Here is a 25,609-nt window from a genome sequence, read left to right as displayed (position 1 = left end):
AGCTGTACATGTGGTATTGAGCTTATACAATTAGTCAGTTCTCAAATGTTTTGCTTTCACAGGCTTCATAGTCTTAACCATAAGGTCAATGGATTGTCCAAATAATTTCTTACGGCGCGAAACACTTCTGCTTGCCCAGTCGTGTCCGTCGAGGTATAAAAACTCGTTCCCCCCAAGTTTTTTTACTCTATATTTGAAATACCACATTACAAGTGCAAAAAAATTTTTCTCTCTTTCCTTCTGTGAAGCACTCTGATACTCTTTCTTTTATAAGCTGTTATTCTTAATGATTGTGTAACTTTTTAAAAAATTCATACACCTGTGAGCAAATATATGCAAATATTCAGTTTTACCAGATTGTTGGCTTTTTCTATAATCAAATTATATACAATTTGATTCACATTTGCAACATTTGTTTTAACGTTTATGAAATTTTCTTTGAGTTTTCTTCAAAAAAATCCCGAGGTAGCGCGTGCTTCCTCGGAATTCTATGAAACAACTAATTGTTAACGAACCTCTTTGAATTCAGAACCGCCCTTGCTGTTTCCGCCTGAAACCTTGATGGTACCGATCTTATTTGCACGGATACCGTCATTGAAGCAATCAGGGTTGGCAAAGCGAATACCTGTCTTTGCGGAAGCTTCCTGTGTATTTCTGTTATTTCTGATCCTTATATAAACATCCCAATTTCCGGACGCGATGTCTGAAGGAACAGAGAAAGTCCACTTATAATTCTTGGTAGCAAGCGATGTAAGGTCGTTTGCGTTAAATGAGTCAACGCTCGCAACATATGTCTTGTCGCCGTTCTTAAGGATTACTTCCGTATACTTCTTTGTAAGGAAGTTACCGAAACCAAGATTTTTCATGGAACCGCTCATTGTAAATGTGCCGTCCTTGCTCACCTCTGAAGAAAGCTTAGACTCTTTTACAAGAATTCTGTATCCCATATGATCACGCATGAATTTTCTGTATGAGTGACCGATGTATGGTGTAACATCTGCTGCGTCAAGTCCCTTAACAAGATCTGACTTGGAAACATCAACATTGTTAAGCTCACCTATAAGCACTTCATCTTCACTATTGATGTTATGAAGATATGAAAGGTGTGTTCTGTAAAGCTCTGACATGAACTCTGAACCCTTGTAGATTGGTGATCCGTGTGACTTCAAAGTTTCTTTGTCAACATATGCACACTCACCGCCGTAAGGAACTTCAGTAAGTTTCTCAAGCATATCTATGCCCTTGTCACGAGTGATATATGGCCATTCGTTTTCATCACCGAATGTACCGTAATCGGTAGATGTACCGAGATATCCGTCATTGTAAAGTCCAAGTCTTGAATTAAGCTTAAGGCTTCCGTTTGCAACAGCTTCATTAAAGCCTTCCGCATTATTTTCATATCCGTAGTATCCCATGAGATGCTTTGGTGCTCTTACAAGTACCTTGATGCTCGGATCGAGCTTATTGAGCCATCTGTCTATGATCGCATTCGAGAACTGAGGATCATAGTTGTTACATTTATCGATATCATACATTGATGAATGCATCTCGCCCCAAGGTCCGAACATTCCGCACTCAACAGCAAGCACTACATCTTTGTTCCTGTTGATGACTTCACTGAGCTGCTTAATGTGCTGACGGATAAGCTCCGTATTGTGATATACGGTAGAGTCACCTTCTTTTGTTAAGCCGGGCTCATTTCCGACTGTTTTATCACTTGAGTAGGAAAATCTAAGTACAAGTGATGTTCCGTTCTTTCTTGCATTTGAAAGTGTATTCTCAAATGCCTTAAGGAAATTCGGATGCTCGGTCAGATTCTTATTTCCGCCACAGCCGTTTGAACTGCTGTATCCATCCTTTTTGAAACTGTTTCCGCTTGAGAAATATCTCAGGTCATACATGACACTGTACATTCCGCCCTTGGGATTAAGTACAGGACATGAAGATGAGTCAACCTTAACCCATGTGTAAGGACATCTTCCTCTTTCGATGTTGTCAGCAAGTTCTGCCCCTGTATCTTCCAAGCGGATTGTAGATCCTAGTGATTCAGCTTTAACGTCTAACGATTCCGCTCCGATAGTACCGATTATCATACCGAATGTCAGAATCAAACTCATTAGTCTAGTCTTATTCTTTATCATAATCATCCCCTTTTTGTTTTTTCCGCACAGTCATTCATTTAAAGAACCACAATTAATGTCTGTGTAACTTTCTTAATAAACCTTGTTTATCTAAACAACCATGTGTAATTTCCCAACATATCATGTGTTTTAATGCTTCATACCAATGAATTATATAAGACTATCCTTTTAATTGCAACAATCACTTTAACAAATATTTTCATATTTTTTTGTGTATTATTAATGTTTACGTTCCGCACAGTTATCGCATTTCTTTCACACCTGCATCGTTTAAGTAAAAATTTTTTATATTGTTTTTACTCAAATATGGTGCATTTTTTTGTCGTATCTGTTATGATGTATATATAATGTTACATGTTTGTTACGTTTATACTTCGATATAATTAAAGAAAAACGCCATAAAAGGAGGGGTTGCAATGAAATCAGTATGTGAAGTATATAATAATAATTTTGGAATCCGTCTTTCAAAATTAAGAATGCAAAAGGGAGTTTCGGCTCGAGACATGAGTCTTTCTATAGGACAGAACGCCGGTTACATCAATTGTATAGAAAATGGCAGATCACTTCCTTCAATGAAAAATTTCTTTTTGATCTGCGATTATCTTGGTATCACACCAAATGATTATTTCAATTACCAAACTTCTTTTCCCAAAAAGTTAAGCAGTGCGGTAGATAACCTGTGTCATCTAGATGACGATAAACTATCTCACATCTCGTCAGTCATTGAATATATGGTAGCTAATTAAGTCACTCCGAAAGTAGCGCTTTTTGGAGGATTATGGGGATTAAAAAGGTCTGCGAACATCTCGCAGGCCTTTTTGAATGCACTCACTTCCCCGCCTCCCCCACCCAAACCAACAGGGCCGGGCTGCAGTCTTTTTGCTGCATTTCATCGAAATTATATTGGCCATGGGATTTGATATATGCTGCGCGAAGTTGTCTGAGCAGATGCACCTTAGAAATTCCATATGTCCATGCAGATTCGTTATACCCTCTTGTTTTTCTGAAGGTCAAATCACTTTCCTTTCTGCATGCTCCGAAAAGAACTTGCAGGACGCTCAAAAGCTAAATAGGTCATGGTCATACGGCGCGTAGCGCCTAAAACAAATAAAAGCACGATTTCCGAGCTCGTTGAGTTCGGAAATTCGTGCTTTATATTTGTTGTAAAAGTCCGCTTTGCGGACAATGACCATGACCGGATAATACATAGATGCGTCCTGCTTCAGACATTTTTCTCCGCATGCAGGAAAGTGATTTTTGACCTTTTGAAAAACAGACGAGGCTATAAAAATCATCTGCATGGACATATGGAGATTTCTTGGTGCATCTGTGAGTTTATGAAGCGCAGCATATGTTTATCCAATCCCACGGCCAATATAATGTTTTGAGATGCCGCAGCAAAAAGACTGCAACCCCGCCCCCTGTTGGGTGTGGGGAGGTTGGGCGCTTTGTGCATCAGCATTTCCAGATGTCCCTGTTGTACTCTTCTATTGTTCGGTCGGATGAGAAGAAGCCTGCTTTTGCTATATTTACGAGCATCATCTGTCTCCATCTGTCTCTGTCTTCGTACGCTTCGAATATCTCATCTTTTTTCTTGATATAGCTTTCAAGATCGAGAAGAGTCATAAACCAGTCTTTATTAAGAAGTTCGTTGTAGAGCCTCTCAAGATTTTCTTTGTGTCCCACTTTAAGACACTTCTTGCTGATAATAAAATCAACAGCTTCTTTTATCACGGGACTCTTTGTGTAATAATCTTTGGATACATAATCGGCTTTTTTATAATGCTTGATAACTTCGTCGGCGCTCGCACCAAAGATAAATATGTTATCGTCTCCGACAAGCTCGTGAATCTCGACATTTGCACCGTCGTCCGTTCCAAGTGTAACGGCTCCGTTAAGCATAAATTTCATGTTACCCGTTCCTGATGCCTCTTTTGAAGCAAGCGATATCTGCTCGGATACATCACAGGCAGGAATAAGCTTCTCGGCATATGACACATTGTAATTCTGAGCCATAACAACTTTTATGTACTTGTTCACGTCTTTGTCGTTGTTTATTATTTCCTGCAAAACAAGAATGAGATGAATGATGTCTTTTGCAATAACATAAGCAGGAGCAGCCTTTGCACCGAATATAAATGTGATCGGTCTCGTAGGCTTTTTTCCACCCTTTATCTCAAGATACTTGTGAATTATATAAAGAGCATTCATCTGCTGCCTTTTGTACTCATGCAGCCGCTTTACCTGAATATCATAGATTGATTCGGGATCGATCTCGATATTTTCATGCTCCTTGATATATTCCGCAAGCTCTTTTTTCTTGAGCATTTTTATCTCATCAAGTTTTTCGAGAGTTATCCTGTCATCCTTGTATTCAAGGAGTTTCTCAAGCTTTGTGGCATCTTTTTTAAAGCCGTCTCCGACAACGTCAGAGATAAAATCTGTCAGAGGGCTGTTACATGAAAAGAGCCATCTTCTGAAAGTTATTCCGTTTGTCTTGTTATTAAATTTATCGGGATAGATCTTGTAAAAATCTTTAAGTTCGCTGTTTTTAAGTATCTCGGTATGTATTGCCGCAACGCCGTTTACCGAAAATCCATAGTGGATGTCGATAAAAGCCATATGGACTTTCTTTTCTTTATCAATGATCTGAACTTTAGAGCTCTTGTACTTAGCTCTTACTCTCTTATCAAGTTCTTTGATGTAAGGAACAAGCTGCGGAACCACTTTCTCAAGATACTCAAGAGGCCATGTTTCAAGCGCTTCCGCAAGAATGGTATGATTTGTATATGCACAGGTCTTGCTCACCACGCTTATCGCCTCATCAATATTAAACGCCTTCTCCTCAACAAGTATCCTGATAAGCTCAGGAATTATCATTGTTGGATGCGTATCGTTGATCTGAATGACAGCGTGGTTATGAAGCTCGTGAAGGTCGTACTGACGCTCTTTCTGCTCTCTTAAGATTAAATGCGCTGCATTCGATACAAGGAAATACTCTTGATATATCCTAAGGAGATTTCCGGCCACATCCGAGTCATCGGGATACAGGAAAAGAGTGAGATTATTCTTAGTCTTTGTCTTATCGAAATTAATTCCCTCTTTTACAAGCTTTTCATCTATCGACTCTATATCAAACAATCTGAGCTTGTTGACACCGGATCTGTATCCGACGATATTCATGTTGTAAAGGCGCGACACTACTTTCTTTCTGCCAAAATAAATATCAAAAGTCGTATCTGTCTTCTCAAGCCAACTGTTTTTCTCTATCCAGTCATTCTTCTCTTCAACCTGGAGATTATCCTTAAACACCTGCTTAAAAAGTCCAAAATGATAGTTAAGTCCGATTCCCTCACCGGCAAGTCCGAGTGTTGCTATAGAATCAAGGAAACATGCGGCAAGCCTTCCGAGACCGCCGTTTCCCAGAGACGGCTCAGGCTCATACTCTTCGATCTTGGCAAGATCTTTGCCGTTTTTTGCCAATATATCTTTTATCCTGTCATAGACACGAAGATTAATAAGATTATTGGAAAGAAGTTTTCCAATCAAAAACTCCATAGAGATGTAGTATATTTTTTTCTCACCATTATTAAGTTCCGTAACATCCATCAAACGGCTCGTCATTTCCAAAAGCACATAATAAGCTTCACGATCTGTGCAGTCTTTTAACACCTTTCCAAACTGATCTTTTGCAATTCCTTCAAGCTGCTCTTCAAGATTAAGAATCAGTACATCTCGTTGCATATTGGTATGCTTTGACATATTATTATCTCCTTATTCATCCGTATTACGACACCACTTTTTATAAAACCTTACTTTTATATCTTAACTCTATAAATCCAAAAAGGCTACCGGCGCTAAAAGTACCGATAGCCTTCATATAAGTTTATATATTCATATTAATATCAGCGATCAATAGCCTTTGTTCCTTTGTGTCTCTTGATCTTGATACCGCTTCCGCCCTTGATGGTCTCTTTAACAAAAGAGTTCACGATGGCGATATAGCCCGTTCTGTTGTCCCTTGTATAATTGTCTTCAAATGATGCAAACTCCTCATCTTCATAAACAAGAGCAACAGCTTTTCCCTGTGCAGTCTTCATTATGATCGTCTCCTTAGAGCCGGACCATACATATGTATAATCATAATCTTCGCTGTCAAGGAAGTTCTGCATATCCTTTGTTATTCCGTCAATCGCATCGTCAATGCTCATGATAACCGATGAGTTTTCTTCCTCTTCAGAAGGAGTTGAAAGAGCTTCAACCTCTGCAGTAAGCGCAGAATCAAGCTTCTCTTCGGGAGTCTTGACTACCGGAGCAATTACAGGCTTAGCCACAGGTTCGCTCTTTATGCTCTTTTCCTCTTTAAATACAGGAGGAACATCATCAAATGCAAGTCTGTCTTCTTCAGCTGCTGCCGAGATCATTGCATCCATATCCAATGTATCGGTCTTCTCAGGTGAAGCCTTATATGTATCGCTGAACTTTCTGACCTTATCTGCCTCTCTGTCTACAGGCTCACTGCTTACAGAAAGAGACTCAAACGCATCTCTGCGATTCTCAGACTTAAATGCATCATCGCGAATGTCTGCACCCAATCTGTCTGAAGCGAATTTATCCTCACGTCTGTCGGAGCTAAACTTATCTTCACGTCTGTCTGATCCGAATCTATCCTCACGTCTGTCTGATCCGAGTCTGTCCTCGCGTCTGTCTGATCCGAATCTATCTTCACGTCTGTCTGAACCAAATCTGTCCTCACGTCTGTCTGAGCCGAGTCTATCTTCACGTCTATCCGCACCAAATCTGCCTTCACGTCTGTCAGAACTAAATCTGTCCTCGCGTCTGTCTGATCTGAATGCATCTCTTCCGTCCGAATCGCTGCTTACGGAAAGAGACTCAAATGAATCGCTACGCATCTCCGATCCCATTGTATCCATGCCCAATGAATCTGTATGTGCCGCAGAAACCTTGATCGGATAATCTGAATTAAATGCAAGATCATCTCCCTCAGCTCTCATTGCATCCATGTTTGCTCTTGCACGGGTTGTATAAGCTCTGGGTTCACGATCTGTGTCATCCATCTTAATCTCATCGCTGAATCTTCTTCCGGCGCCCGGATCTGAAGTCTTGGCACCAAAGCCAAAATCGTCGTTCTTGATCGCATCACTGAATTTCTCAGTCTTCTTCTCTGCGAAAGGCTTAACCGTATAATCAGACTCTTCAGCTTTTATGGCATCTTCATATACTCTGTCAGGTCTTGCCGGTGAAGGCTTAACCGTATAATCGAATTCTTCTACCTTTATCTCATCATCAAATCTTCTGTCAATTCTTGTAGCGGAAGGATCTGATGCCTTTCCGAATTCTTCCATCTTTATCTGATCGTCAAATCTTCTGTCGATTCTTACTCCCGATGATTTCTCGGAAGATGTTCTGTCAAACTCTTCCACTCTGATTTCATCATCAAATCTTCTGCCTACTCTTGGCTCTGAAGGTTTAGCTGCAGTTCTGTCGAACTCTTCGATCTTAATCTCATCATCATAGCTGGGATTTTCATCAAAATCGAAATCTTCTTCTATATCTTCGTCAAACGCAGGCTCTTCCACATGCTGAACAGGAGGCTTAACTTCTATGTCAGACCTCTCACTCTTAACATTATCCCTTCCGGAATTATTTATTTCATCGGAGAACTTAACCGTATCCTTGGGCTTTTCTTCCTTAGGCGCATTCTGAGCGGCCATCTCTTTTTCTTTTGCAAGGAACTCGCCTATATAATCGGGAATCTCTCCGGGCTTACTCTCTTCTTCAACTTCTACTTCTTTGCTATCTATAGGAATATCAAATACATTTTCAGGCATTTCTGCTTTTATTGCAGCCATCATGGCATCGATATCTGATAAGTTGACATCTTCTACTGGTGCATCTAATTTCGTGTTCGAATTTTTTAAAGACGAATTTCTCATATAATCACCACCTGACATATTTGGCATTGCTTTACTTATATTTACTATTTCTGCCCCCTCCGAGCGGTTCTCTACTCTGTCTGCTTTCATTTGAGTTCCTCCTTTGGAAGCATCTTTATTATTATTTATTTCTGAATCTTTCTGTGATGATGAAAACGTCTCGGGTTCAAAATCATCTTCATCGTCCATGTTTGCGAGAAGGCCGTCAACAAAAACCGTTGACATATCCTGTTCGTTCAAATAGTCCTTATTTCTCATGCCGTCCATGTCTCGTCTCCTTTCGAGCGTCATATATCAAACGATATTTTACCCCGTTTAAATATATTATCATTTATTTCTGTTAGATTTTACAGTAAATTTTCTATAAATTCTTGCTTATCGCGTATTCATTATTAGAAACATTTTGTGTAAAATCTTCCCCATACCAGCATATTACACGGATATTAATAGTACAACAACAAAACATTAACATTCTAACATGAACTGCCATAGAAATCAATGTTAAAACGTTAATGTCTTGTTTTATGGGCTTTTGCGGCCCTCAATATCCAATTTTTTCTATATTATAAAGCTTCTTTTATAACCAGATGTCTCGGAAGACCTCCCGCCATAATAGGCGTTACTTCTCCGAAGATAAGCGGACGGGCATATTTCTCAAACTGCTCCGTAAGGCCGCATCCGTCGGAAGTGATCCATTCATCCGGAACCATCTTCTCGTAATTTGCTATCGAATGAATATCGTATGTTCCGTAAGAACACATATACGGACATTCGCTGCTCCAGTTGTTTTCATTTCCGCCGAGCTGATACATCATTCTCTTCATTATTATCATCTTGCCGGTCTCACCCGCATTTGCTGCGTTAACCGCTTCAAAACCGCACTGATAAGCTTCTCTCACATCCGTAAGCGATGCCATATGCGATGCCGCTCTCTGGAGCGTGCTGAGCTCGACCGTTCTTGTTCTGAGTCCAAGTTCCGAAGAAAGCTTGTCTGCAAGCACCTTACATGCCGCACTCATCTGCTTGTGACCGAAAGCATCCGTTGCAACATCTCCTCCAAGCTCACATACATAAGTTCCGTCAGCAAGCTTGATTCCTTCAGATATCGCGATAAGGATCGGTTTCTTTTTATCCGAAAGTTCTTTCATATGCTTCATAAAAGCATCCATATCAAAAGGTTTTTCTGGAAGATATATCGCATCCGGTCCCGTACAGTCATCCGCTTTTGAAAGAGCTGCCGAAGCTGCAAGCCATCCTGCATTTCTTCCCATTATCTCAACGATCACGGTAGCGGGATTTCTCGTATCTGCTGCCTGGTTGTCTCGAATAAGCTCTTTTACACTTGTTGCGATATACTTGGCTGCCGATCCAAATCCCGGACAATGGTCCGTAACGGGAAGATCGTTATCTATTGTCTTTGGTATACCTATAAAACATTGGGGCTTGCCATGATCCTTGGCATAATCCGACAACTGCATTATAGTGTCCATTGAATCATTTCCACCGACATAGAACAATTTATCGATATTGTTCTTTTCAAGAACATCAAAGATCTTCTTGTAATCCGTATCGTCTTTTGAAGCATCCGATAACTTGTATCTGCATGTGCCAAGTACGGAAGCCGGAGTTCTCTTAAGAAGCTCAACATTGGTCGGATCCGACAGATATATGTCCAGATCGATGATGTTGCCGTTTACGAGTCCCTCGATACCGTGTAACATTCCAAAAACTTTTTGTGCTCCAAGTTCTTTTGCCCTTACGTAAGCCCCTGCAACAGAAGCGTTGATCGCTGCCGTAGGGCCTCCGGACTGGCCGATTATGACGTTATTCATGGTTCCCTCCCAACTATATTTATTTTCGACTTTTGACGCCTATATCATAAATGATAGCCATAAAACCACAAAAAGAACAAGTCTTGACTTTTTATCGCCTTTCTTTAGCTACCATTCCAAGCAAAATAAAGAACATAGGTGTCGCGCACACCATTGAAAAATTGGCAAATGAATATGCCATGTATGAAACAGCGGCTATGAAAGCTATTTCTCTATCTTTTTTACCCAGTCCCGTCTGTAAAAAACGCTCCACAACGCGGAAGATCATATATAGATAAGCCATAAGCCCGTGAAATCCCGTGCAGATCAGATAATCGAGATACTCACTGTGCGCAGAAGTAAGCGCAAGTCCGTTAAAGCGCGAAGCAAATTCAGCTGCGGCTTCAGGCTTGGCTGCAAGATAATCGTTAAGCGCATACATGTATCTGTTGGGACCCACACCTATAATCTTCTTATTAAGCGGAAGACTTCCGTACAGGTCAAAAGAAAGCTTCCATATATATCCTCTTCCGTTTGCAAGGTCTCCGTTTCTGCTGATAAAGAGCACGCATACCAGATAAACAAGTATCACACCGGCCACTATCCAGGGAGCGACTTTTTCATCAACAATCTTTTGATCGGGCAAAAATTTTCTTTTAAACGCAAACAGAACAGCTATAAGAGCAGATACCAGCATCATTGTGGTTCCGCATGCGATGATCGCAAAAAGAACTAGTGCGACATGTGCACCGTAAAGCACTCTCTCCAGCTTGTCTTTTGTCATAAAAAGCATGTATACCGATATGGGAACGATCACAGCCATATACTCACTGTACCAGCCATAGTTTCCAAATGTCGAAACGTACAGGCTGTTCTGCGCTTCATTTCCGCTTGAAAACATGGAAAGAGGATCGAAGCCCAATCTGTTCAAGATCGCAAGGATTGTCGGAAGCACAGATGAAGCCACGATAACATGCACTGCCCATGTGTTGTAAAAATAGTATCTGGAAATAAAGAAAAATGACAATATCATGAGGATTATGGTAAGTGCGCCCATGCCAAATCCGGGTACACCGTAGACAGATTCTTTTATAGAATCCGACAGCAATGTTGATAGCAGGACCACTCCTCCAAAGATGGCCATCGCAACATCAACCTTAGAAAAAGTCCTCTTTCGCAAACTTTTATCATTTATCTTTTGCAGATCATCTATTACAGATGTAATGACATAAAGAACAAGTGTAATACCACACAAAAATAAATAAGCATCTGTCTTATGTACGCTGATATTTTCGTAGGTACCCTTATTGTAGATCGGTATTACAAAAAACACCGAGAGCACGTAAAAAAGTGCGACGTAGTTCTTATATTTTTTCATAATCAACCCCAATTACTCATATTTCCCCACCATAAAAAGGAATAGGTCCCGCTTCATGTTTTGAGGCGAGACCTAACATTTTAGCTAGTATATAATATTACACAACTATCCGCGCTTTACAACCATTTGTTAACGTTCAACAGTATATAAACCACGAATAATAAAAATTTGCGCATCTGTTACTATCCAAGCTCAAATTATCTTGATGATTCGGTTGATGCACTGTCAGATGCCTTCTCTGATGTCTTGTTTGAAGTCTTATCAGATGCTCCTGTCGATGCGCTGTCAGATGCTGTATCGGAAGTTTTGTTTGAAGTCTTGTTCGAAGTTTTGCTTACTGTATCGCTTGATGAATCTGTAGAAGCGCTGTCTGATGCCTTCTCCGAAATCTCGTCTGATGCACCTGTCGATGCACTTGCAGAAGCACTGTCAGATTTCTTTTTATCCTTATCTGAAGCATTATTTGCTGTTCTGTCTGTCTTATTGTTTGCCGTATTGTCTGAAGCTTCGTCAGCAACCGGTACAGGTGCGGTTCCCGCAGGGCTCTTTACCACCGCATACATTACATTTGAAGATGTTGCCTGATCGACATTGGCAGTAACTACACTTGCATTGGTACTGATATTATTGAATATCTTATATGCTCCGCCCGCATAAACTGCAACGATGGAATAATCCATGCCTGCCGTCTGGAAGCTTGCAGGAATTCCGATACTGATCGTGCCTGCTGTTCCTTCGGTACTGCTTGTAAACTTACCTCCGGTCATCTTTCCGTAATAAACATTTATACAAGGGCCAACCGTTCCGCTAAATGAAGACGCAACATTACTTGCAACCGCAACAGCCGCAGTGCTCTTTGTCGCATCGGTATCAGCAACCTTTACAAAAGATCCTGTTCCCGGAACAGAAGGTGTAAGTGCCACGCCCTGAACTTTCTTTGCAAAATAATAACCGTCAACCGCTGACTTAACGCCTGCAACAGTCTTATTTACGGGAGCCGTTGCCTCTTTTATCATATTCTCAACTTCAGCCTGGACCTTCTTCTGTCTTGCCTCCTCAGCACGTTCTTCATCCGTCTTTTCTTCTGCCGAAACTGCGGCGATAGCCTCAGTAGCCGGTGCAGCAATGATTGCACCCATAAGACCTGCAACAAAAACATACTTTAAAAGCTTCTTAAAATCCATTGTACATTCCTCCTTCATTTAAGAAAAATAATAAGCAAAAAGTCAAAATAGAAATGCCTATATTCAAGATATTAATTCTCGAAAAAATATTTTTCAATTATTCAGAAAGAGTCTTTATAATGAATTTATATGAAGCTTTTAAAATTTATATTGTGTTTATAAAAAGTTTATTATATGTCAGTTTTCGCGTTTATTCACATTCTTTCTTTTTAATATCTCATATCCAAGCGATGCTATGATCAGGCATATTGCAACAGCGTTGCCAACAACCTTGTTATCCACGTGATTTGCGACATAGTATATCTCATCCCCTTACAACTTAGAACACTACTTTAGCGAATAGCGCTTCTCCTTAGTAAACAACATGGAAATGCCCACAGACATGTGCTAATCTAGTGTTGTGTCTTGCTGACTTTTGATCAATTGCGAAGTGAAATAATTTATCAAATTGCAGATGACAACTCCGCCTATCAGGCGCATTGCCACGACAACTTATACATCATAAGGAGAACACATTTTTGGAACAGATTCTGATAGTTGAAGATGATATAACGCTCAACAGCGGTCTATGCCAGGCACTTAAGGATTCCGACAGACAGCTTGTTTCCTGCGAATGCATCAGCGAAGCAAAAGAACAGCTGGCTCTCGGCATGGTCACTCTCGCAATTCTTGATATAAATCTCCCTGACGGAAACGGACTAGATTTGTTAAAAGAGATCAAAAAAAATACTCCGGACATCCCTGTTATCATGCTTACCGCAAATGACACGGACAAAGACATTGTGTCAGGCCTTGAACAGGGCGCAGACGATTACATAACAAAGCCATTCTCTCTTGCCGTACTTCGCGCAAGAGTTAATACGCAGCTTCGCAAGGCACACACCGGAATAAACACCGAAAAATTTACCGAAGCCCCTTATGACTTTGATTATAAGAACATGCTCTTTTCATGCAACAATCAACCTGTAGAGCTTTCAAAGACAGAACAGAAACTCCTTCGAATCCTCACCGACAACGCCGGCATGACTGTCAAAAGAGATACTCTGATAGACAGACTCTGGACAGTAGATGCAGAATATGTCGATGAAAACGCTCTCTCCGTCACGATAAAAAGGCTCAGAGACAAGCTCTCTGCTCAGGATAAGATCAAAACAATATACGGAATCGGCTACAGTTGGGTGAAACAGAATGGATAATATAATTCTTATAATCGGTATCTTCTTGATTCTCGCAGCCTGCATTATCGCAGTCACCGAAAGGCTTCGCTCCAAGAGAATACTTGATTCTATAGAAAAAATGCTTCATATGGCAATGAACGGTGAATTCCCCGCAGAAACCTTCGATGAAGGAAGGCTCTCCAAGCTTGAATCGGAGCTTGCAGCTTTTTTAAGTTCCTCTTCTATCTCCGCAAAAAACATAGAAAATGAGCGTGACAAGATAAAGTCACTAATCTCAGATATCTCTCATCAGACCAAGACTCCTATCTCAAATCTCATATTATACAGCGAGCTCTTGGAAAACAGCGAACTATCCGGCGTTGATCGCACAAATGCCGAAGCAATACATGCACAGGCCGAGAAGCTGAGATTCCTCATAGACAGTCTCGTCAAACTTTCAAGACTTGAAAACGGAATACTTGCATTGGAACCGCAAGAGACACCTCTGGCACCTATGCTTAACGAAATTCTTCATCAGTTTAAAGAAAAAGCCGCAGCCAAGAATCTGAAACTGGAACTTTCAGAAACTTCCGCAAGCGCAGCTATCGACGGAAAATGGACACACGAAGCCCTCGCCAATATCGTTGACAACGCCATAAAATACACAGATAACGGCAGCATCAAAATAAGCGTCACTCCCTACGAGATGTTCGTCCGCGTAGATATCAAAGACACCGGCATCGGCATTTCCGAAGAAGAACATCCAAAAATATTCAAGCGCTTCTACCGTGGAACTGAAGTTAAGCAAAAAGAAGGCGTAGGAATCGGACTCCACCTCGCACGTGAGATTATTTCCGGCGAAGGCGGCTACATTAAGCTGTCCTCCACTCCAGGCGAAGGATCGACATTCTCAGTATTCCTGCCTCGGTAATAATCTAAATAAACAATCATCCGCTGCCCTGTGTCGCCGAAATACCGTCTGTTACTTCATCTGAAAACACAATATTTACCGGAGGAATTGTATAAAAATATTCTTCACTTCATGATAATATCCCTATCGAAAAACGCAATCCGCGAAATATAGACAGGGTAAAGACTGCTATTTTCTCTGTCTAAAAGTCCCATCTGCCGAAAACAGACAGGGTAAAGACTGCTATTTTCCCTGTCCAAAAATCTCATCTGCTGAAAACAGACAGGGATAAACCCGCTATTTTCCCTGTCCAAAAATCTCATCTGCTGAAAACAGACAGGAAAGTCTTTATTGATTATGTCAAAACTGTAAGAATCTCCCCTCCATCAGAAAGATTCCGGAAAGATTTTTATGTAATAATCATTTATTATAAGTTACTGCTGTCACAGGTTTATTACTTGATAACAGCAGCACTACATTATAAAGGGAGGCCACATACAATGGGGAGAAACAGGCAATTTGACACAATTCTTTTTTACGAGATGAAAAAAATCCTGACCGCTCGCACCACACTTATCCTATTTATTTTCATTACGGCATATTCCGTTATTCAAGGAAAAATCCAGGCAAATCAACTTGATGATTTTGATATCGAAACCCGTGATCTGCAGCGCTCAATCGACGGACGCCCCATCGACGATGCGCTGATAGCTGAGACCGCGGAAGCTGCATATAAACTTGGAATGCCGTTTGAATGCTGGGATTATTCAAATTGTATTTACATGAATCTTTCGCACTGGCTAAAGCAAATTGCCGATGACAATTCCAAGCTCACAGACTACAATTCCGAATCCATTTATCAAACAAGAGACAGCTCCGTCAGCGAATCAATGAACTCGATGAAGCTTACAGAAAATGAAAAAGAATACTGGCAAACACAGGAAGAAAATTTAATCAAGCCAATCATCTGGCATTGCACCGAAGAAATAAACGGCCTTATTTCCACTTTAATCTCCCTCCCGCTCATATTGCTCTTTATGACTACTCTGCTACTTAGTCAGATCTTTGCAGGAGAGATAAAAGATAAAACGGATCCGCTAATCAAATGCACTGTCGGCGGCTGGGGTGACACATACCTTGCTAAAGTCACAGCCGCCTTTATCTGCACTCTTTTCCTAAATATCGTTATAGAGGCTGTCACAGTACTTACAAGCTTTTTTCTATGGGGAAAAGATACATGGAATATCCCTATACAGCTCTTTATGCCCCTTACTGCGTATTCTATGACGATAGGGCAATTTATCCGCGCACAGCTTGTTATGACCACGGCAACCTGCATACTACTGACCGCAGTCACATGTTTTTTATCGGAAATCCTTAAAAATCCTGTAGCGGTAATGAGCGGAGTATTCGGAAGCTTTCTTATAATAAACATAAGCTCGAATCGCATCCCTTACAGTCGGCGAACGTTTTCACAGCTCTTATGCCTGCTCTCGCCTATATACATGACTTCAGAATCGGCGCTGTGCGAATACAGGCTGATCGGGCGAAGCGGTCATTACCTTACGGCGCTGCAATTTGCTCCAATCCTGTACATAGTGCTATCAACCGCCCTGATTGCAAGCGGATATTTTATCTACACAAACAAAAAAATAACCCACAATGAGCATTAAAATATTTTGCTACAAGATCACATATAAGGAGAAAAAAATGGAAATCCTACGCGTTACAGACTTAAAGAAAACCTACGGAACCGGCGATACGGCGGTTGAAGCCTTAAAGGGCGTAAACCTCTCAGTCGATAAAGGAGAATTCATCGCGATTGTCGGAACATCGGGAAGCGGCAAATCCACTCTTTTGCACATGCTCGGAGGCCTGGATCGCCCGACTTCGGGAACAGTCTCGATTGACGGAAAAGACATTTTTACATTAAAAGATGAAGAACTCACAATTTTCAGAAGAAGAAAGATCGGCTTTGTCTTCCAGTCTTTTAACCTCGTCCCTGTTCTATCAGTCTACGAGAACATCGTGCTTCCCATAGAACTCGACGGAAACACGCCTGACAAGGGGTTCGTTGACACCATCATCGATACACTCGGACTTTCGGGCAAAAGAGATTCCTATCCCAATCAACTTTCCGGCGGCCAGCAGCAACGTGTTGCAATCGCAAGGGCACTCTCATCCGCGCCGCAAGTGATCTTGGCAGATGAACCCACAGGTAACCTCGACTCCAAGACAAGTCAGGACGTTATGGGGCTTCTAAAGGTTATGGGCGAGCGCTTTGCACAGACTATCATCGTTATCACACACAACGAAGAAATCGCGCAGACAGCGGACAGAATCATCAGGATTGAAGACGGACTTATCGCAAATAAAGAGGTGCTGACATGGCAAAAGAAAAACGCATAAACGGACCTATGGTCAATAACAAAAAAGTGATCCGAAGTATCGCCGCAAAAACCGTAATGGCAAATCCCGGAAAGAGCCTTGTGGTAGTTCTTTCCATCGCGCTGTGTACATTTATGTTTTCAGCTCTTTTCACCATAAGCGGAAGCCTTATCGCCAAATTCCAAGATGATACCAACAGACAGATTGGCACGTCATGTAACGCAGGCGTAAAGTATCTCAACGAAGAAGAATACAACCGCCTTGTTTCCGACAAAAGTCTCAAAAACGTAACCGGATCAATACATGTGGGAACCGCAGTAAATGACGAGCTTAGTAAAATATTTGCACAAGTGGATTACCACGACGAAGCAAGTGCGAAAAAAGACTTCTGCTACCCTGAGGTAGGAAGACTGCCTGAAAAGGAAAACGAAATATCCGTAAGCAGCCTGATCTTGCAGGCATTTGGCATAAAAGCCGATTCCAAAGAAGACTATGAGAGCCTCTTGGGAAAGAATCTTTCTCTCAAGCTCTCAGGCAAAGACAAAGAACAGACCATAGACTTCGTCATAGTCGGAATACACACGGGAGATCAAGTTTCCGCAGCACAAATGATCCTGGTATCAAAAGAGTTTCAGGAGAAGTTCTCTCCTACTCCCACATCATCCTACTATGATAATGACACATCCGTGAACCTTGATGGGGGCTACGGAAGGATCAATGCAGAAGTGGATTTCTTCTTCCCTCTCTTTTTCAAATACCAGATTGAAAAATCAATCAAAAGAAACGGGCTGCCCGAAGATACACAGTATGGTATTAACTGGGGAAGTGTCGGTTCATCTGCGGATTTCGGCACCATCGCATTTGTAGTACTGATGCTGTTTACCATATTCCTGTCAGGATACCTAATAATAAACAACATCTACCGCATCAATGTTTACACTGACATCCGCTCCTACGGACTTTTAAAAACAGTCGGAACAAGCAGTAAGCAGCTTAAAAGAATCGTAAACAGGCAGGCTTTATATCATTCAATTCCCGGAATCATCATAGGAATCGCAGGCGGAATAATTGCCGGAAGTCTCCTGCTTCCGATGTTTATGGATGAAATGGCCCTTTCTGAATCTATAGATTCCAAAGCCGTTATAAATATATGGATCCTTTTATTCTCCGCACTTTTTTCCTATGTGACCGTTCGTATCTCTGTCAGAAAAGCAACAAAGCTGGCTTCGGGAGTATCTCCCATAGAAGCGGTTCACTACGCGGAAAATAACAGTTTCCGCGGGAAGCGTCGCAAGCAATCGGCCACCTTTACAGCTACAAACTTTGCATTCAGAAATGTATTTAAAGAAAAGAAAAAATGCTTTTTCGTGGTGCTCTCTCTGGCTCTTTCAATGACTGTGCTCTGCACCGTGTACACCCTGCTGATAGGATTTGATGAGAATAAATATATAGCCAATTTTTTAATGACCGATTTTTCTGTTGCCGATGCAACTACTGATAACCGTGCTGTTTCAAATCACGTCTATGACGGAATTACACAATCTTTCCTTGATGAGGTAAAAAAACTTGCAGGCATTTCGGAGCTTGGAAACGTTTATGCAGAACCTTCCATCCAGGACTTAAATGACCGTGATTATGCACGTTTCAAAGAAAGACTGCTTGATAATGAAAAAGCATATGAAAATTCTGCACGGCATCTTTCCGCTTTATATTATGATGAGTCCGGAGAGCAAACAAACGATGACACTTATACTATAGCCAACATATATGGAATGGACGATTATGCATTAAGCACTCTTAAGATACTTCACGGAAATTTTGATGCCGAGAAATTTAAGACAGGCAAATATATTTTGGTAAACGAATATGATTACGATGGTAATGAGAGTAATTTCGTAAGCTATTTTCTCCCGGGTGAAACAATTGCCGTAAACAATGCAAACGGTGACATCAGAGAATATGAGGTAATGGCGACAATAGACATTCCTTTCGCCGTAAGAATTCAAGCTTATACCGATATGGACGTAAATTACGTTCTACCTACGGATGAATTCCATGATTTCTTTGGAGAAAGAGCTCCCATGAGAACTTTGATAGATGCAACAGACGATGCCGAACCAGCAATAGAGAGTTGGCTTGCGGATTATACAAGGAACGTTGAGCCATCGCTCACCTATACATCAAGATCTGTATTTAGAAAAGAGTTTTCATCCATGACGGAAATGTTCAAGATGGTCGGCGGACTTCTAACAACAATCCTTGCGCTTATAGGAATCCTTAACTTCATAAACACCATCGTCACTTCCGTGATCTCAAGAAGGCTTGAACTTGCCATGCTCGAAGCAGTCGGAATGACCAAGAGCATTCAGAAAAAGAGTTTATGCATCGAAGGCGTGATCTACGGCACTCTATCACTACTCTTTGGCGCAATACTAAGCAGCATCATCTCTTTACTGATGATAAAGCCCCTGGAGAGCGACCTGTTTTTCTTTTCCTATAAGTTCACACTCCTTCCGATCGTCGTTGTCCTTCCGTTCCTGATACTTGTCATGATCCTCATCCCTTACATCGTGTACAAACGCGCAATGAGGGAAACGATAATTGAAAGACTGCGACTGGCGGACGCATAAAGCAATTTAAAAAGGGCCGATCAAAATACTTATTCATTTTGACCGGCTCTTTGATTATGTTTTTTCTTTTACCAAGACGAAATCTAAAGATTCACTATCAAATGTCTCAAAAAGTGCCTTAAATTACGCTACCAATATATTATTTACCAAAACCAATATTGCTTCTTTACTCCAACATAAATTCCCAATAAAACAAGAATAAAGCTTGTTCCACCAAATCCCATAGCCAAATAATTATTCTTTGTTCTTATCTTTCCATCAGAAAACATATATTTACCTGCTTTTGTGATAGATATGTTTTCAAGCGTATCAAACTGTATTCTTTCGTATGTGTGCTTCGCTTCGTTATACAAAAATAGTTTTTTATCTTTTATGCAAAGCTTACGTACTGTCTCCGAATCAAAAGAAATAGATATTTCGCCACAGAGATTTTTCCCATCGTTAATCACAAACTCGCAGTCACCATACTTGTTGGTAGTCAAGTTGATACCTGTTAGTAATTCATTTTCATAATTAAGGATTTTATCGCCGTCAACATGTATTGTATATCCATCTCCAAGAACACTTATGCTTTTACTATTTTCATAAATATATCGAAGAAGTTCACTGCTTATCCTTTTACATTCAGCTTGTTTCAAAATCTTACTGTATCTTATATCTCCAAAAGCTTTGCTACCAGCAAATTCTGAATCAATTTCGTTTTCCTCAGTGGCCTGCTTGCCCGATGTATTGACAATAACAGTTGCAGAAATTGAAACATCTCCGTTAGATACTATCACCGAGGTATTTCCTACCTTATTTGCCTTAATACTTCCGTCATCAGACACACTTACAATCGATGGATCAAGGGACTTAAAGGTCAATTCCTGTGAAGCATCAGAAGGAAAAACTGTTGCGCTTATCCTGTCACTCTGCCCGGGCCTAAAAATAAAATAGTCTTTGCTTAGCTCAATCTTCTTTGTAGCAACTACAACATCAAGTTTTACATTTTCTGTAATCCCACATGCAGACACTGCAATAGTTACTTTTCCTTTTGAAATACCCTTTACTTCTCCCGATGAATTAACGGTTGCGATTGTCTCGTCGGAAGATTTATATTCGAGCTCTGCCCCAACTGTGTCTACCGGATAAACTCTGGCTGATATCCTCATCACATCGCCTACTTTTAGTTTTTCTTCGTAATCCGAAATTTCAATGGTAACAGACTTTTTCTTCTTTACTGTCAGTTGAAAAGAATTTTCTTTTCCCCCGCATTTTACCGTAATAGTCGTAACACCTTCAGATAAAGCATGAATCCTACCAAATCCGTTTACAGAAGCAACCGATTGATCACCTGAGCTATAAGTTATTTTTCTTCCCATTGCACCCACAGGCATAATACTAACAGATAATAACTGCTTTTCGCCTTCAATCATTTCTGTTTTATATTCACCAAGATCAATCTCATTTACTTCTACTTCAGAAACCTCTTCTTTTTCAACATTCTTTACCGTCAGTTGAAATGAACCGCTTATATCTCCACAGGTTGCCGTAATTGTCGCTGTTCCGGCTGAAATAGCAGTTATCCTGCCAAATCCGTTTACAGAAGCAACCGATTGGTTATCGGAACTATAAGTAACTGTCTTATCTGATGCACTAAGCGGAAGTATACCAACCATAAGAAGCTGCTTCTCACCAACATACATCTGATTGTTATAATTTCCAAGATCAATTTCTGTTACTTTAACCTGAGCTTGAGATTCATCTTCCTTAACTACTTTTTCCGCTTGTTCCTCTGCTTTCTTTTCTTCACTCTGGTTTTCTTTCTCCGCTTTTATTACAACTTCTTGCTTCTTTTTCTCTGTAAAAACATCTTTTTGTTCCGGATATTCACTTGCAGGTTCTGACACTTTCTCAACATCGCCTGTTGACTCTTCTATCTCATTCCTCACTCCATCATTTTGTAAATTATCCTCTTTCTCTTTTATCAACTCCGGTTCTTCTACTGCATAAACTAATGGTGTACCAACATCAAAAAAATTACTAAGAAAAAAGCCTGTCACTACAATAGCCATACAATGCTTACAAAGTTGTCTCTTCATCTTATTTTCTTGTCTTCACCCCTAATTTTTCTAAAGCATAATTAAAATATGTAACTTTATCATAGGTAATCCTGCACATCCCGGTCATTCCATTGACAACATCCACTTTATCACCGTTTCTGCTGACTACATAATCACTATCCATTTCGACAAGAACCTTAAACACCTGGTTTACACTGCCGTCTTTTCCTTCCTTACCGGAAACGTTGCTATCAATTTGCTTAACTGCCCCACCTATTGTTCCATATACATTTTGAGCCAGACCGTCAATCACAATCTGCACTTCATCGCCTACATGCATTCTTGCCATATCCGATGTAGATACAAATGCCTCCAAAATACTTGAAGTATTTGCAGGTGTAATGCTTGCAACCGTTTGTGTTGTTTGTACGACCATCCCATCTTTGTAATCTGCAAGCAAATGTATTCTTCCTGTTGCATTTGCTTTAATGGTATACTCGCTTTGTCCGGAACCTATCGCTGAAATCTGTGCATCTATCGCTTCTATATGTTGCTTTGCCTCGGCAATCGTTTTTTCCGCAGATGAAATCGCATCATAGTAAATCTGAGAAATCTTACCTTCATTCTTTTCAAGTTCCGCTTCAATCTGCTCATCCGAGTAATCATATTTGTCATAAACACTTGTATCCATTGTATTTTGCTTTACCTGTGACTTATACGACTCAAACGCACTGTAAAAAAGAACATCATCCGGATTACTGTCGCTAAAATAATTTGTATCATCCTTTATGGATTTTACAAGCAGCTGATTTTTCTCTATACTCTCTTGGTACGACTCTTTACTTAGTTTAAGCTGCTGCGCTTGAATATTGTAATCGGTACTTTTTACCTTAAACAGCTCATCGCCATCCTTTACCAGCATACCCTCTGACAATCTACAATCTGTTATCTCTCCGGTATATGTGCACATGACATAATTAGACTTTTCACTTGTTACTGTACCGGAAGCCTGTATCACATATGTCTTTGGGGTTCGAACACTCCACACCAACGCAGCTAAGCAAATAAAAGCAACTAAAATAACAATTGCATAACCAAAGGCCGGTGGCTCTTTATCATACATTATCCGTGAATCTCTGAGTTCATCAATTGTTTTTATTTTATTTTTCATATGAATATCAAGCCTTATTCTTCTGTCTTTGTCGGCATAAAAATATCCGCGCTAATCACTTCGTCATCTCTGTTTACAAATACAGTATAACTTCCGCCTTCTAATTCAATTTCATTTTCAAAAGCATACACTCCGAGCTTATCATAGGCAAACTTAAGCGTATTCTCTTTACCTGTATATCTGGCAAAAAGACAATTCTTTACTCGAAGCATTGAATCCATCCTGTAAGGCGACTGTACATTATTTATAAAATTGTCACTCTGAAGCATAAACTGCAAGTTAATATCAGCCTCTCCATTCTGATTCATCTCTACATTTGAATACTGGATTAAAGGACCAATCTGTTTTGCACCGTGTGTAGAGATAAAAACATTCATCTTGTTGATCTCATTATCAAAAGTTCCTGTATTTATCTTTGAAAGATTCATTTTACAAGAAAGGACATTTTGTAATCTTAGCGTTTTGTTTTCTTCTACTCTTATAGATCTCATACTTGCTTAATTCCTACTTTCATTCAAATCATTTTTGATAACGATAGAACCAGAAGTATTCCACCTAGGAACAACAAACTAAATATAGCTCCACCAAAAGCTTCAATGAGTTTATCCATAATTCCAAAAGTATAAGCGGTAAGCAAAATACTTTCTCATTTTTATTCATAACTTTCCATATATTTCTTTTGTGTGGGATTACCCTTTTTGATTTGCACATTATTGGGTAAATATTCAAGAGGTATATATTTATCGTAATCAATGTCTATAGCATATCCTGGGAACTCTACTTCTACATATATAATATTGTTAGCCTCTTTTGAAATGGCATATACAAACCCATTATTATCGGCTTTTATTGCAAGCACTTTGTAATCATTAAACCCTTCTGCATTATATACACCTATATAATCATCTGAGGAAATTAACGTTAATCTCTCAACTTCGTTTTTATAATCCTCATCAGTAAACTCTATATTCAGCCACCCTAAATAATTAGGATCAAACGGACAATAATACATCATAAAATAATTTTTTACATTATAAGAGCTATCAATTTTATCAGGCCAGATTCCTTCATTAAGATTATCTTTAAAATGTTCCATTGCATTCGGACCACTCTTATATAATTCATACTCTGAAACATCTTTAGAAATCATAACCGTACTTCTCTGTTTATAAGAAATAAACGCAATAATACCGACATAAGCACACCCTAAAAATACAAGAATTACAATTATACAAATAATTACAGTTCTTATCTTTTTATTTTCTTTAGTAGTATTCTTATTAGTCATCAATAATCCTCCAATTTCATCATCTAAAAATATTTCATATAATATTATACCGGTAAGTTGAATTGATATTTTATCAATTCAACTTACCAATTATTCCACTAGCAATTATTTACAATCAAAAGGCATTCAACATAATAATTGCATAAATCAACTATTATTTTCAAAAGTTCCAAATGATATCCCAAAGCCACTGATGTTCGTCAACTTGGTTTTTCACGTCTACGCCATCTGCTGCATGTTGATAAACTTCTGTATTCAATCCTGGAATTTTTTCCAACAATGAAAACTTATAATACACAATTGCATGACCATATATTTCTTTTGCAAGCTGAAGAGCTGATACGTCTTTCCATCCATATGTTCTGATGAGGCCCTTAGCCTGCTCATTGCAAATATTCTTATCAAGATACGCAGTTGACATACCAATGTTTATTCCTCCGTTGGTATATGTCATTTCCTCCTCATCCATCATGTAATAGCTGATCGGCATATCAATCGTTGCACATAAACTTTTTTTCATTCTATTTATCCTCCAATTTTCTCTCTTTTTGGCTTATTCATTCGCGACTGAATTTACCTGTTATATATCAGAACACACACGCAGCATAACTTAGGCCTATTCACTCCACTGTGAAGATATACCGAATGCATGTTGATATCCCCCACTAATAAAAATCATGTGTAAACCAGTTCATCTATATTCTCATTAACATCTGTTTCATCAAAAACGTTTTCTTCGCTATTTACAGTAAAGTTGCCCTGTTGCATCTCCCAAAGCTTCCAGTATTTACCTTTGCGTTTTAAAAGTTCTTCATGATTTCCCTGTTCAATTATCCGGCCTTTGTCCATAACAATTATCTTGTCACAATTCTTAACTGTAGCCAGTCTGTGAGCTATGATAAGCATCGTCTTTTTCCTAAATTTGTTATAGATCATGTCAAAGATAATGTTTTCAGTAGCAAAATCCAAGTTACTTGTAGATTCATCCATGATATAAAATTTGTTATCCTTAAGAAACGCTCTTGCTAATGCAATTCTTTGTTTTTCACCTCCGCTAAGTCCGTTTCCCGCCTCCTCAAGATATGTATGATATTGCATTGGAAGTTTTTTTATGAATTCATGAGCATCCGCCTTTTTAGCAGCCTCTTTAACCTCTTCAAGAGTTGCGTTCATTCTGCTGACACGGATATTGTCATATATACTTTTTGAGAATAGCTCTATATTCTGCGGAACATAAGAAATAGCCTTCCTAAGTGATGAATTCGAATATTCACTTATATCGGCATAGTGTTAGCATCTAATTAGTACATTTTAAAATGAGTTAATCCTTTAAATAGCATATAATACAAGAGGAGGAACTCATTATGCCAAGAAAAAACAAACAACACACAAAGCAGTTCAAGTTGGATGCTGTCAACTATCGCAAGGAACATCCTGATCTCACACAGGTTGAATGTGCTAAGAATCTCGGAATAGGTACCAGTACCTTAGCAAGGTGGGAAACCCAGTTCAAAGATAATGATGGTGATATCCCTACCAGAGGATCAGGTAA

At 39.8% G+C, this 25,609-nt stretch carries 19 protein-coding genes; 7 read left to right on the top strand and 12 right to left on the bottom strand.

All coding sequences use genetic code 11. From position 1 onward, the window contains the following. Positions 1-506 precede the first annotated feature (506 nt). On the bottom strand, positions 507-2,141 hold the full coding sequence (locus BLP87_RS14340) for a DUF4832 domain-containing protein (RefSeq protein ID WP_074463284.1): 1,635 nt from the start codon (positions 2,139-2,141) through the stop codon (positions 507-509). A gap of 416 nt (positions 2,142-2,557) precedes the next feature. Between BLP87_RS14340 and BLP87_RS14335 the strand changes: the two genes are divergently transcribed. Further along, entirely contained in the window at positions 2,558-2,887 is a 330-nt protein-coding gene (locus tag BLP87_RS14335) for a helix-turn-helix domain-containing protein (RefSeq protein ID WP_034462185.1), read from the top strand. Between the two features lie 709 nt (positions 2,888-3,596). Here BLP87_RS14335 and BLP87_RS14320 read toward each other — a convergent pair. The 5 genes from BLP87_RS14320 to BLP87_RS14300 form a co-directional block, all read right to left on the bottom strand. After that, on the bottom strand, positions 3,597-5,903 hold the full coding sequence (locus tag BLP87_RS14320) for a glycogen/starch/alpha-glucan phosphorylase (RefSeq protein WP_083334638.1): 2,307 nt from the start codon (positions 5,901-5,903) through the stop codon (positions 3,597-3,599). Between the two features lie 143 nt (positions 5,904-6,046). Beyond that, the gene (locus BLP87_RS14315) at positions 6,047-8,365 is read right to left on the bottom strand and encodes a hypothetical protein (RefSeq protein ID WP_074463281.1); all 2,319 of its coding nucleotides are present in this window, start codon (positions 8,363-8,365) and stop codon (positions 6,047-6,049) included. A 296-nt stretch (positions 8,366-8,661) separates the two neighbouring features. Next, entirely contained in the window at positions 8,662-9,930 is a 1,269-nt protein-coding gene (locus BLP87_RS14310) for a 6-phosphofructokinase (RefSeq protein WP_074463280.1), read from the bottom strand. Between the two features lie 91 nt (positions 9,931-10,021). Beyond that, positions 10,022-11,287 carry an O-antigen ligase family protein gene (locus tag BLP87_RS14305; RefSeq protein ID WP_074463279.1) on the bottom strand — a complete coding sequence of 422 codons (1,266 nt, stop codon included), beginning with the start codon at positions 11,285-11,287 and terminating at the stop codon, positions 10,022-10,024. Between the two features lie 197 nt (positions 11,288-11,484). Beyond that, entirely contained in the window at positions 11,485-12,471 is a 987-nt protein-coding gene (locus tag BLP87_RS14300) for a hypothetical protein (RefSeq protein WP_074463278.1), read from the bottom strand. Between the two features lie 518 nt (positions 12,472-12,989). Here BLP87_RS14300 and BLP87_RS14295 point away from each other — a divergent pair. From BLP87_RS14295 to BLP87_RS14275, 5 genes are all read left to right on the top strand, one after another. Beyond that, on the top strand, positions 12,990-13,667 hold the full coding sequence (locus BLP87_RS14295) for a response regulator transcription factor (RefSeq protein ID WP_074463277.1): 678 nt from the start codon (positions 12,990-12,992) through the stop codon (positions 13,665-13,667). Next, positions 13,660-14,559, top strand: coding sequence for a sensor histidine kinase (locus BLP87_RS14290; protein WP_074463276.1), 900 nt, complete (start codon positions 13,660-13,662; stop codon positions 14,557-14,559). Before BLP87_RS14295 ends, BLP87_RS14290 begins: the two co-directional genes overlap by 8 nt. A 479-nt stretch (positions 14,560-15,038) precedes the next feature. Next, entirely contained in the window at positions 15,039-16,211 is a 1,173-nt protein-coding gene (locus tag BLP87_RS14285) for a hypothetical protein (RefSeq protein WP_074463275.1), read from the top strand. Positions 16,212-16,248: 37 nt separating this feature from the next. Next, the gene (locus BLP87_RS14280) at positions 16,249-16,947 is read left to right on the top strand and encodes an ABC transporter ATP-binding protein (RefSeq protein WP_074463274.1); all 699 of its coding nucleotides are present in this window, start codon (positions 16,249-16,251) and stop codon (positions 16,945-16,947) included. Next, complete coding sequence (locus tag BLP87_RS14275) at positions 16,926-19,556, top strand: ABC transporter permease (RefSeq protein WP_074463273.1); 2,631 nt, start codon at positions 16,926-16,928, stop codon at positions 19,554-19,556. The genes BLP87_RS14280 and BLP87_RS14275 overlap by 22 nt, the downstream gene beginning before the upstream one ends. A 143-nt stretch (positions 19,557-19,699) precedes the next feature. Here the strand turns inward: BLP87_RS14275 and BLP87_RS14270 are convergent, their stop codons facing one another. The 6 genes from BLP87_RS14270 to BLP87_RS14245 all read right to left on the bottom strand — a co-directional run bounded on the left by BLP87_RS14270 (position 19,700) and on the right by BLP87_RS14245 (position 25,335). Beyond that, on the bottom strand, positions 19,700-21,637 hold the full coding sequence (locus BLP87_RS14270) for an Ig-like domain-containing protein (protein WP_083334637.1): 1,938 nt from the start codon (positions 21,635-21,637) through the stop codon (positions 19,700-19,702). Position 21,638: 1 nt separating this feature from the next. Next, complete coding sequence (locus tag BLP87_RS14265) at positions 21,639-22,769, bottom strand: HlyD family secretion protein (RefSeq protein ID WP_074463271.1); 1,131 nt, start codon at positions 22,767-22,769, stop codon at positions 21,639-21,641. Between the two features lie 14 nt (positions 22,770-22,783). After that, positions 22,784-23,260: a hypothetical protein gene (locus BLP87_RS14260; RefSeq protein ID WP_074463270.1), complete on the bottom strand. Its 477-nt coding sequence runs from the start codon at positions 23,258-23,260 to the stop codon at positions 22,784-22,786. Between the two features lie 161 nt (positions 23,261-23,421). Next, the gene (locus BLP87_RS14255) at positions 23,422-24,057 is read right to left on the bottom strand and encodes a hypothetical protein (RefSeq protein WP_074463269.1); all 636 of its coding nucleotides are present in this window, start codon (positions 24,055-24,057) and stop codon (positions 23,422-23,424) included. Positions 24,058-24,217: 160 nt separating this feature from the next. Then, a complete protein-coding gene (locus tag BLP87_RS14250) occupies positions 24,218-24,577 on the bottom strand; it encodes a hypothetical protein (RefSeq protein WP_074463268.1) in 360 nt (119 codons plus the stop codon). A 155-nt stretch (positions 24,578-24,732) separates the two neighbouring features. After that, entirely contained in the window at positions 24,733-25,335 is a 603-nt protein-coding gene (locus BLP87_RS14245; RefSeq protein ID WP_083334636.1) for an ATP-binding cassette domain-containing protein, read from the bottom strand. Positions 25,336-25,421: 86 nt separating this feature from the next. On the opposite strand from BLP87_RS14245, the gene BLP87_RS14240 reads away from it, so the two are divergent. Then, positions 25,422-25,609: transposase (locus tag BLP87_RS14240; protein WP_143002152.1), on the top strand; the 188-nt coding region annotated here is incomplete at its 3' end.

It is taken from the genome of Butyrivibrio hungatei (assembly GCF_900101605.1).
GTDB lineage: Bacteria > Bacillota > Clostridia > Lachnospirales > Lachnospiraceae > Butyrivibrio > Butyrivibrio hungatei_B.
The sequence above is the reverse complement of the archived record's forward strand: the minus strand, read 5'-3'. Positions and strand labels throughout refer to the sequence as shown.

Coding starts and splice junctions, on each gene's coding strand:
- BLP87_RS14335 (WP_034462185.1), top strand. CDS start 2,558: ATGAAATCAGTATGTGAAGTATATAATAATAATTTTGGAATCCGTCTT.
- BLP87_RS14300 (WP_074463278.1), bottom strand. CDS start 12,471: ATGGATTTTAAGAAGCTTTTAAAGTATGTTTTTGTTGCAGGTCTTATG.
- BLP87_RS14320 (WP_083334638.1), bottom strand. CDS start 5,903: ATGTCAAAGCATACCAATATGCAACGAGATGTACTGATTCTTAATCTT.
- BLP87_RS14315 (WP_074463281.1), bottom strand. CDS start 8,365: ATGGACGGCATGAGAAATAAGGACTATTTGAACGAACAGGATATGTCA.
- BLP87_RS14270 (WP_083334637.1), bottom strand. CDS start 21,637: ATGAAGAGACAACTTTGTAAGCATTGTATGGCTATTGTAGTGACAGGC.
- BLP87_RS14285 (WP_074463275.1), top strand. CDS start 15,039: ATGGGGAGAAACAGGCAATTTGACACAATTCTTTTTTACGAGATGAAA.
- BLP87_RS14250 (WP_074463268.1), bottom strand. CDS start 24,577: ATGAAAAAAAGTTTATGTGCAACGATTGATATGCCGATCAGCTATTAC.
- BLP87_RS14275 (WP_074463273.1), top strand. CDS start 16,926: ATGGCAAAAGAAAAACGCATAAACGGACCTATGGTCAATAACAAAAAA.
- BLP87_RS14260 (WP_074463270.1), bottom strand. CDS start 23,260: ATGAGATCTATAAGAGTAGAAGAAAACAAAACGCTAAGATTACAAAAT.
- BLP87_RS14310 (WP_074463280.1), bottom strand. CDS start 9,930: ATGAATAACGTCATAATCGGCCAGTCCGGAGGCCCTACGGCAGCGATC.
- BLP87_RS14340 (WP_074463284.1), bottom strand. CDS start 2,141: ATGATAAAGAATAAGACTAGACTAATGAGTTTGATTCTGACATTCGGT.
- BLP87_RS14255 (WP_074463269.1), bottom strand. CDS start 24,057: ATGACTAATAAGAATACTACTAAAGAAAATAAAAAGATAAGAACTGTA.
- BLP87_RS14305 (WP_074463279.1), bottom strand. CDS start 11,287: ATGAAAAAATATAAGAACTACGTCGCACTTTTTTACGTGCTCTCGGTG.
- BLP87_RS14280 (WP_074463274.1), top strand. CDS start 16,249: ATGGAAATCCTACGCGTTACAGACTTAAAGAAAACCTACGGAACCGGC.
- BLP87_RS14290 (WP_074463276.1), top strand. CDS start 13,660: ATGGATAATATAATTCTTATAATCGGTATCTTCTTGATTCTCGCAGCC.
- BLP87_RS14265 (WP_074463271.1), bottom strand. CDS start 22,769: ATGAAAAATAAAATAAAAACAATTGATGAACTCAGAGATTCACGGATA.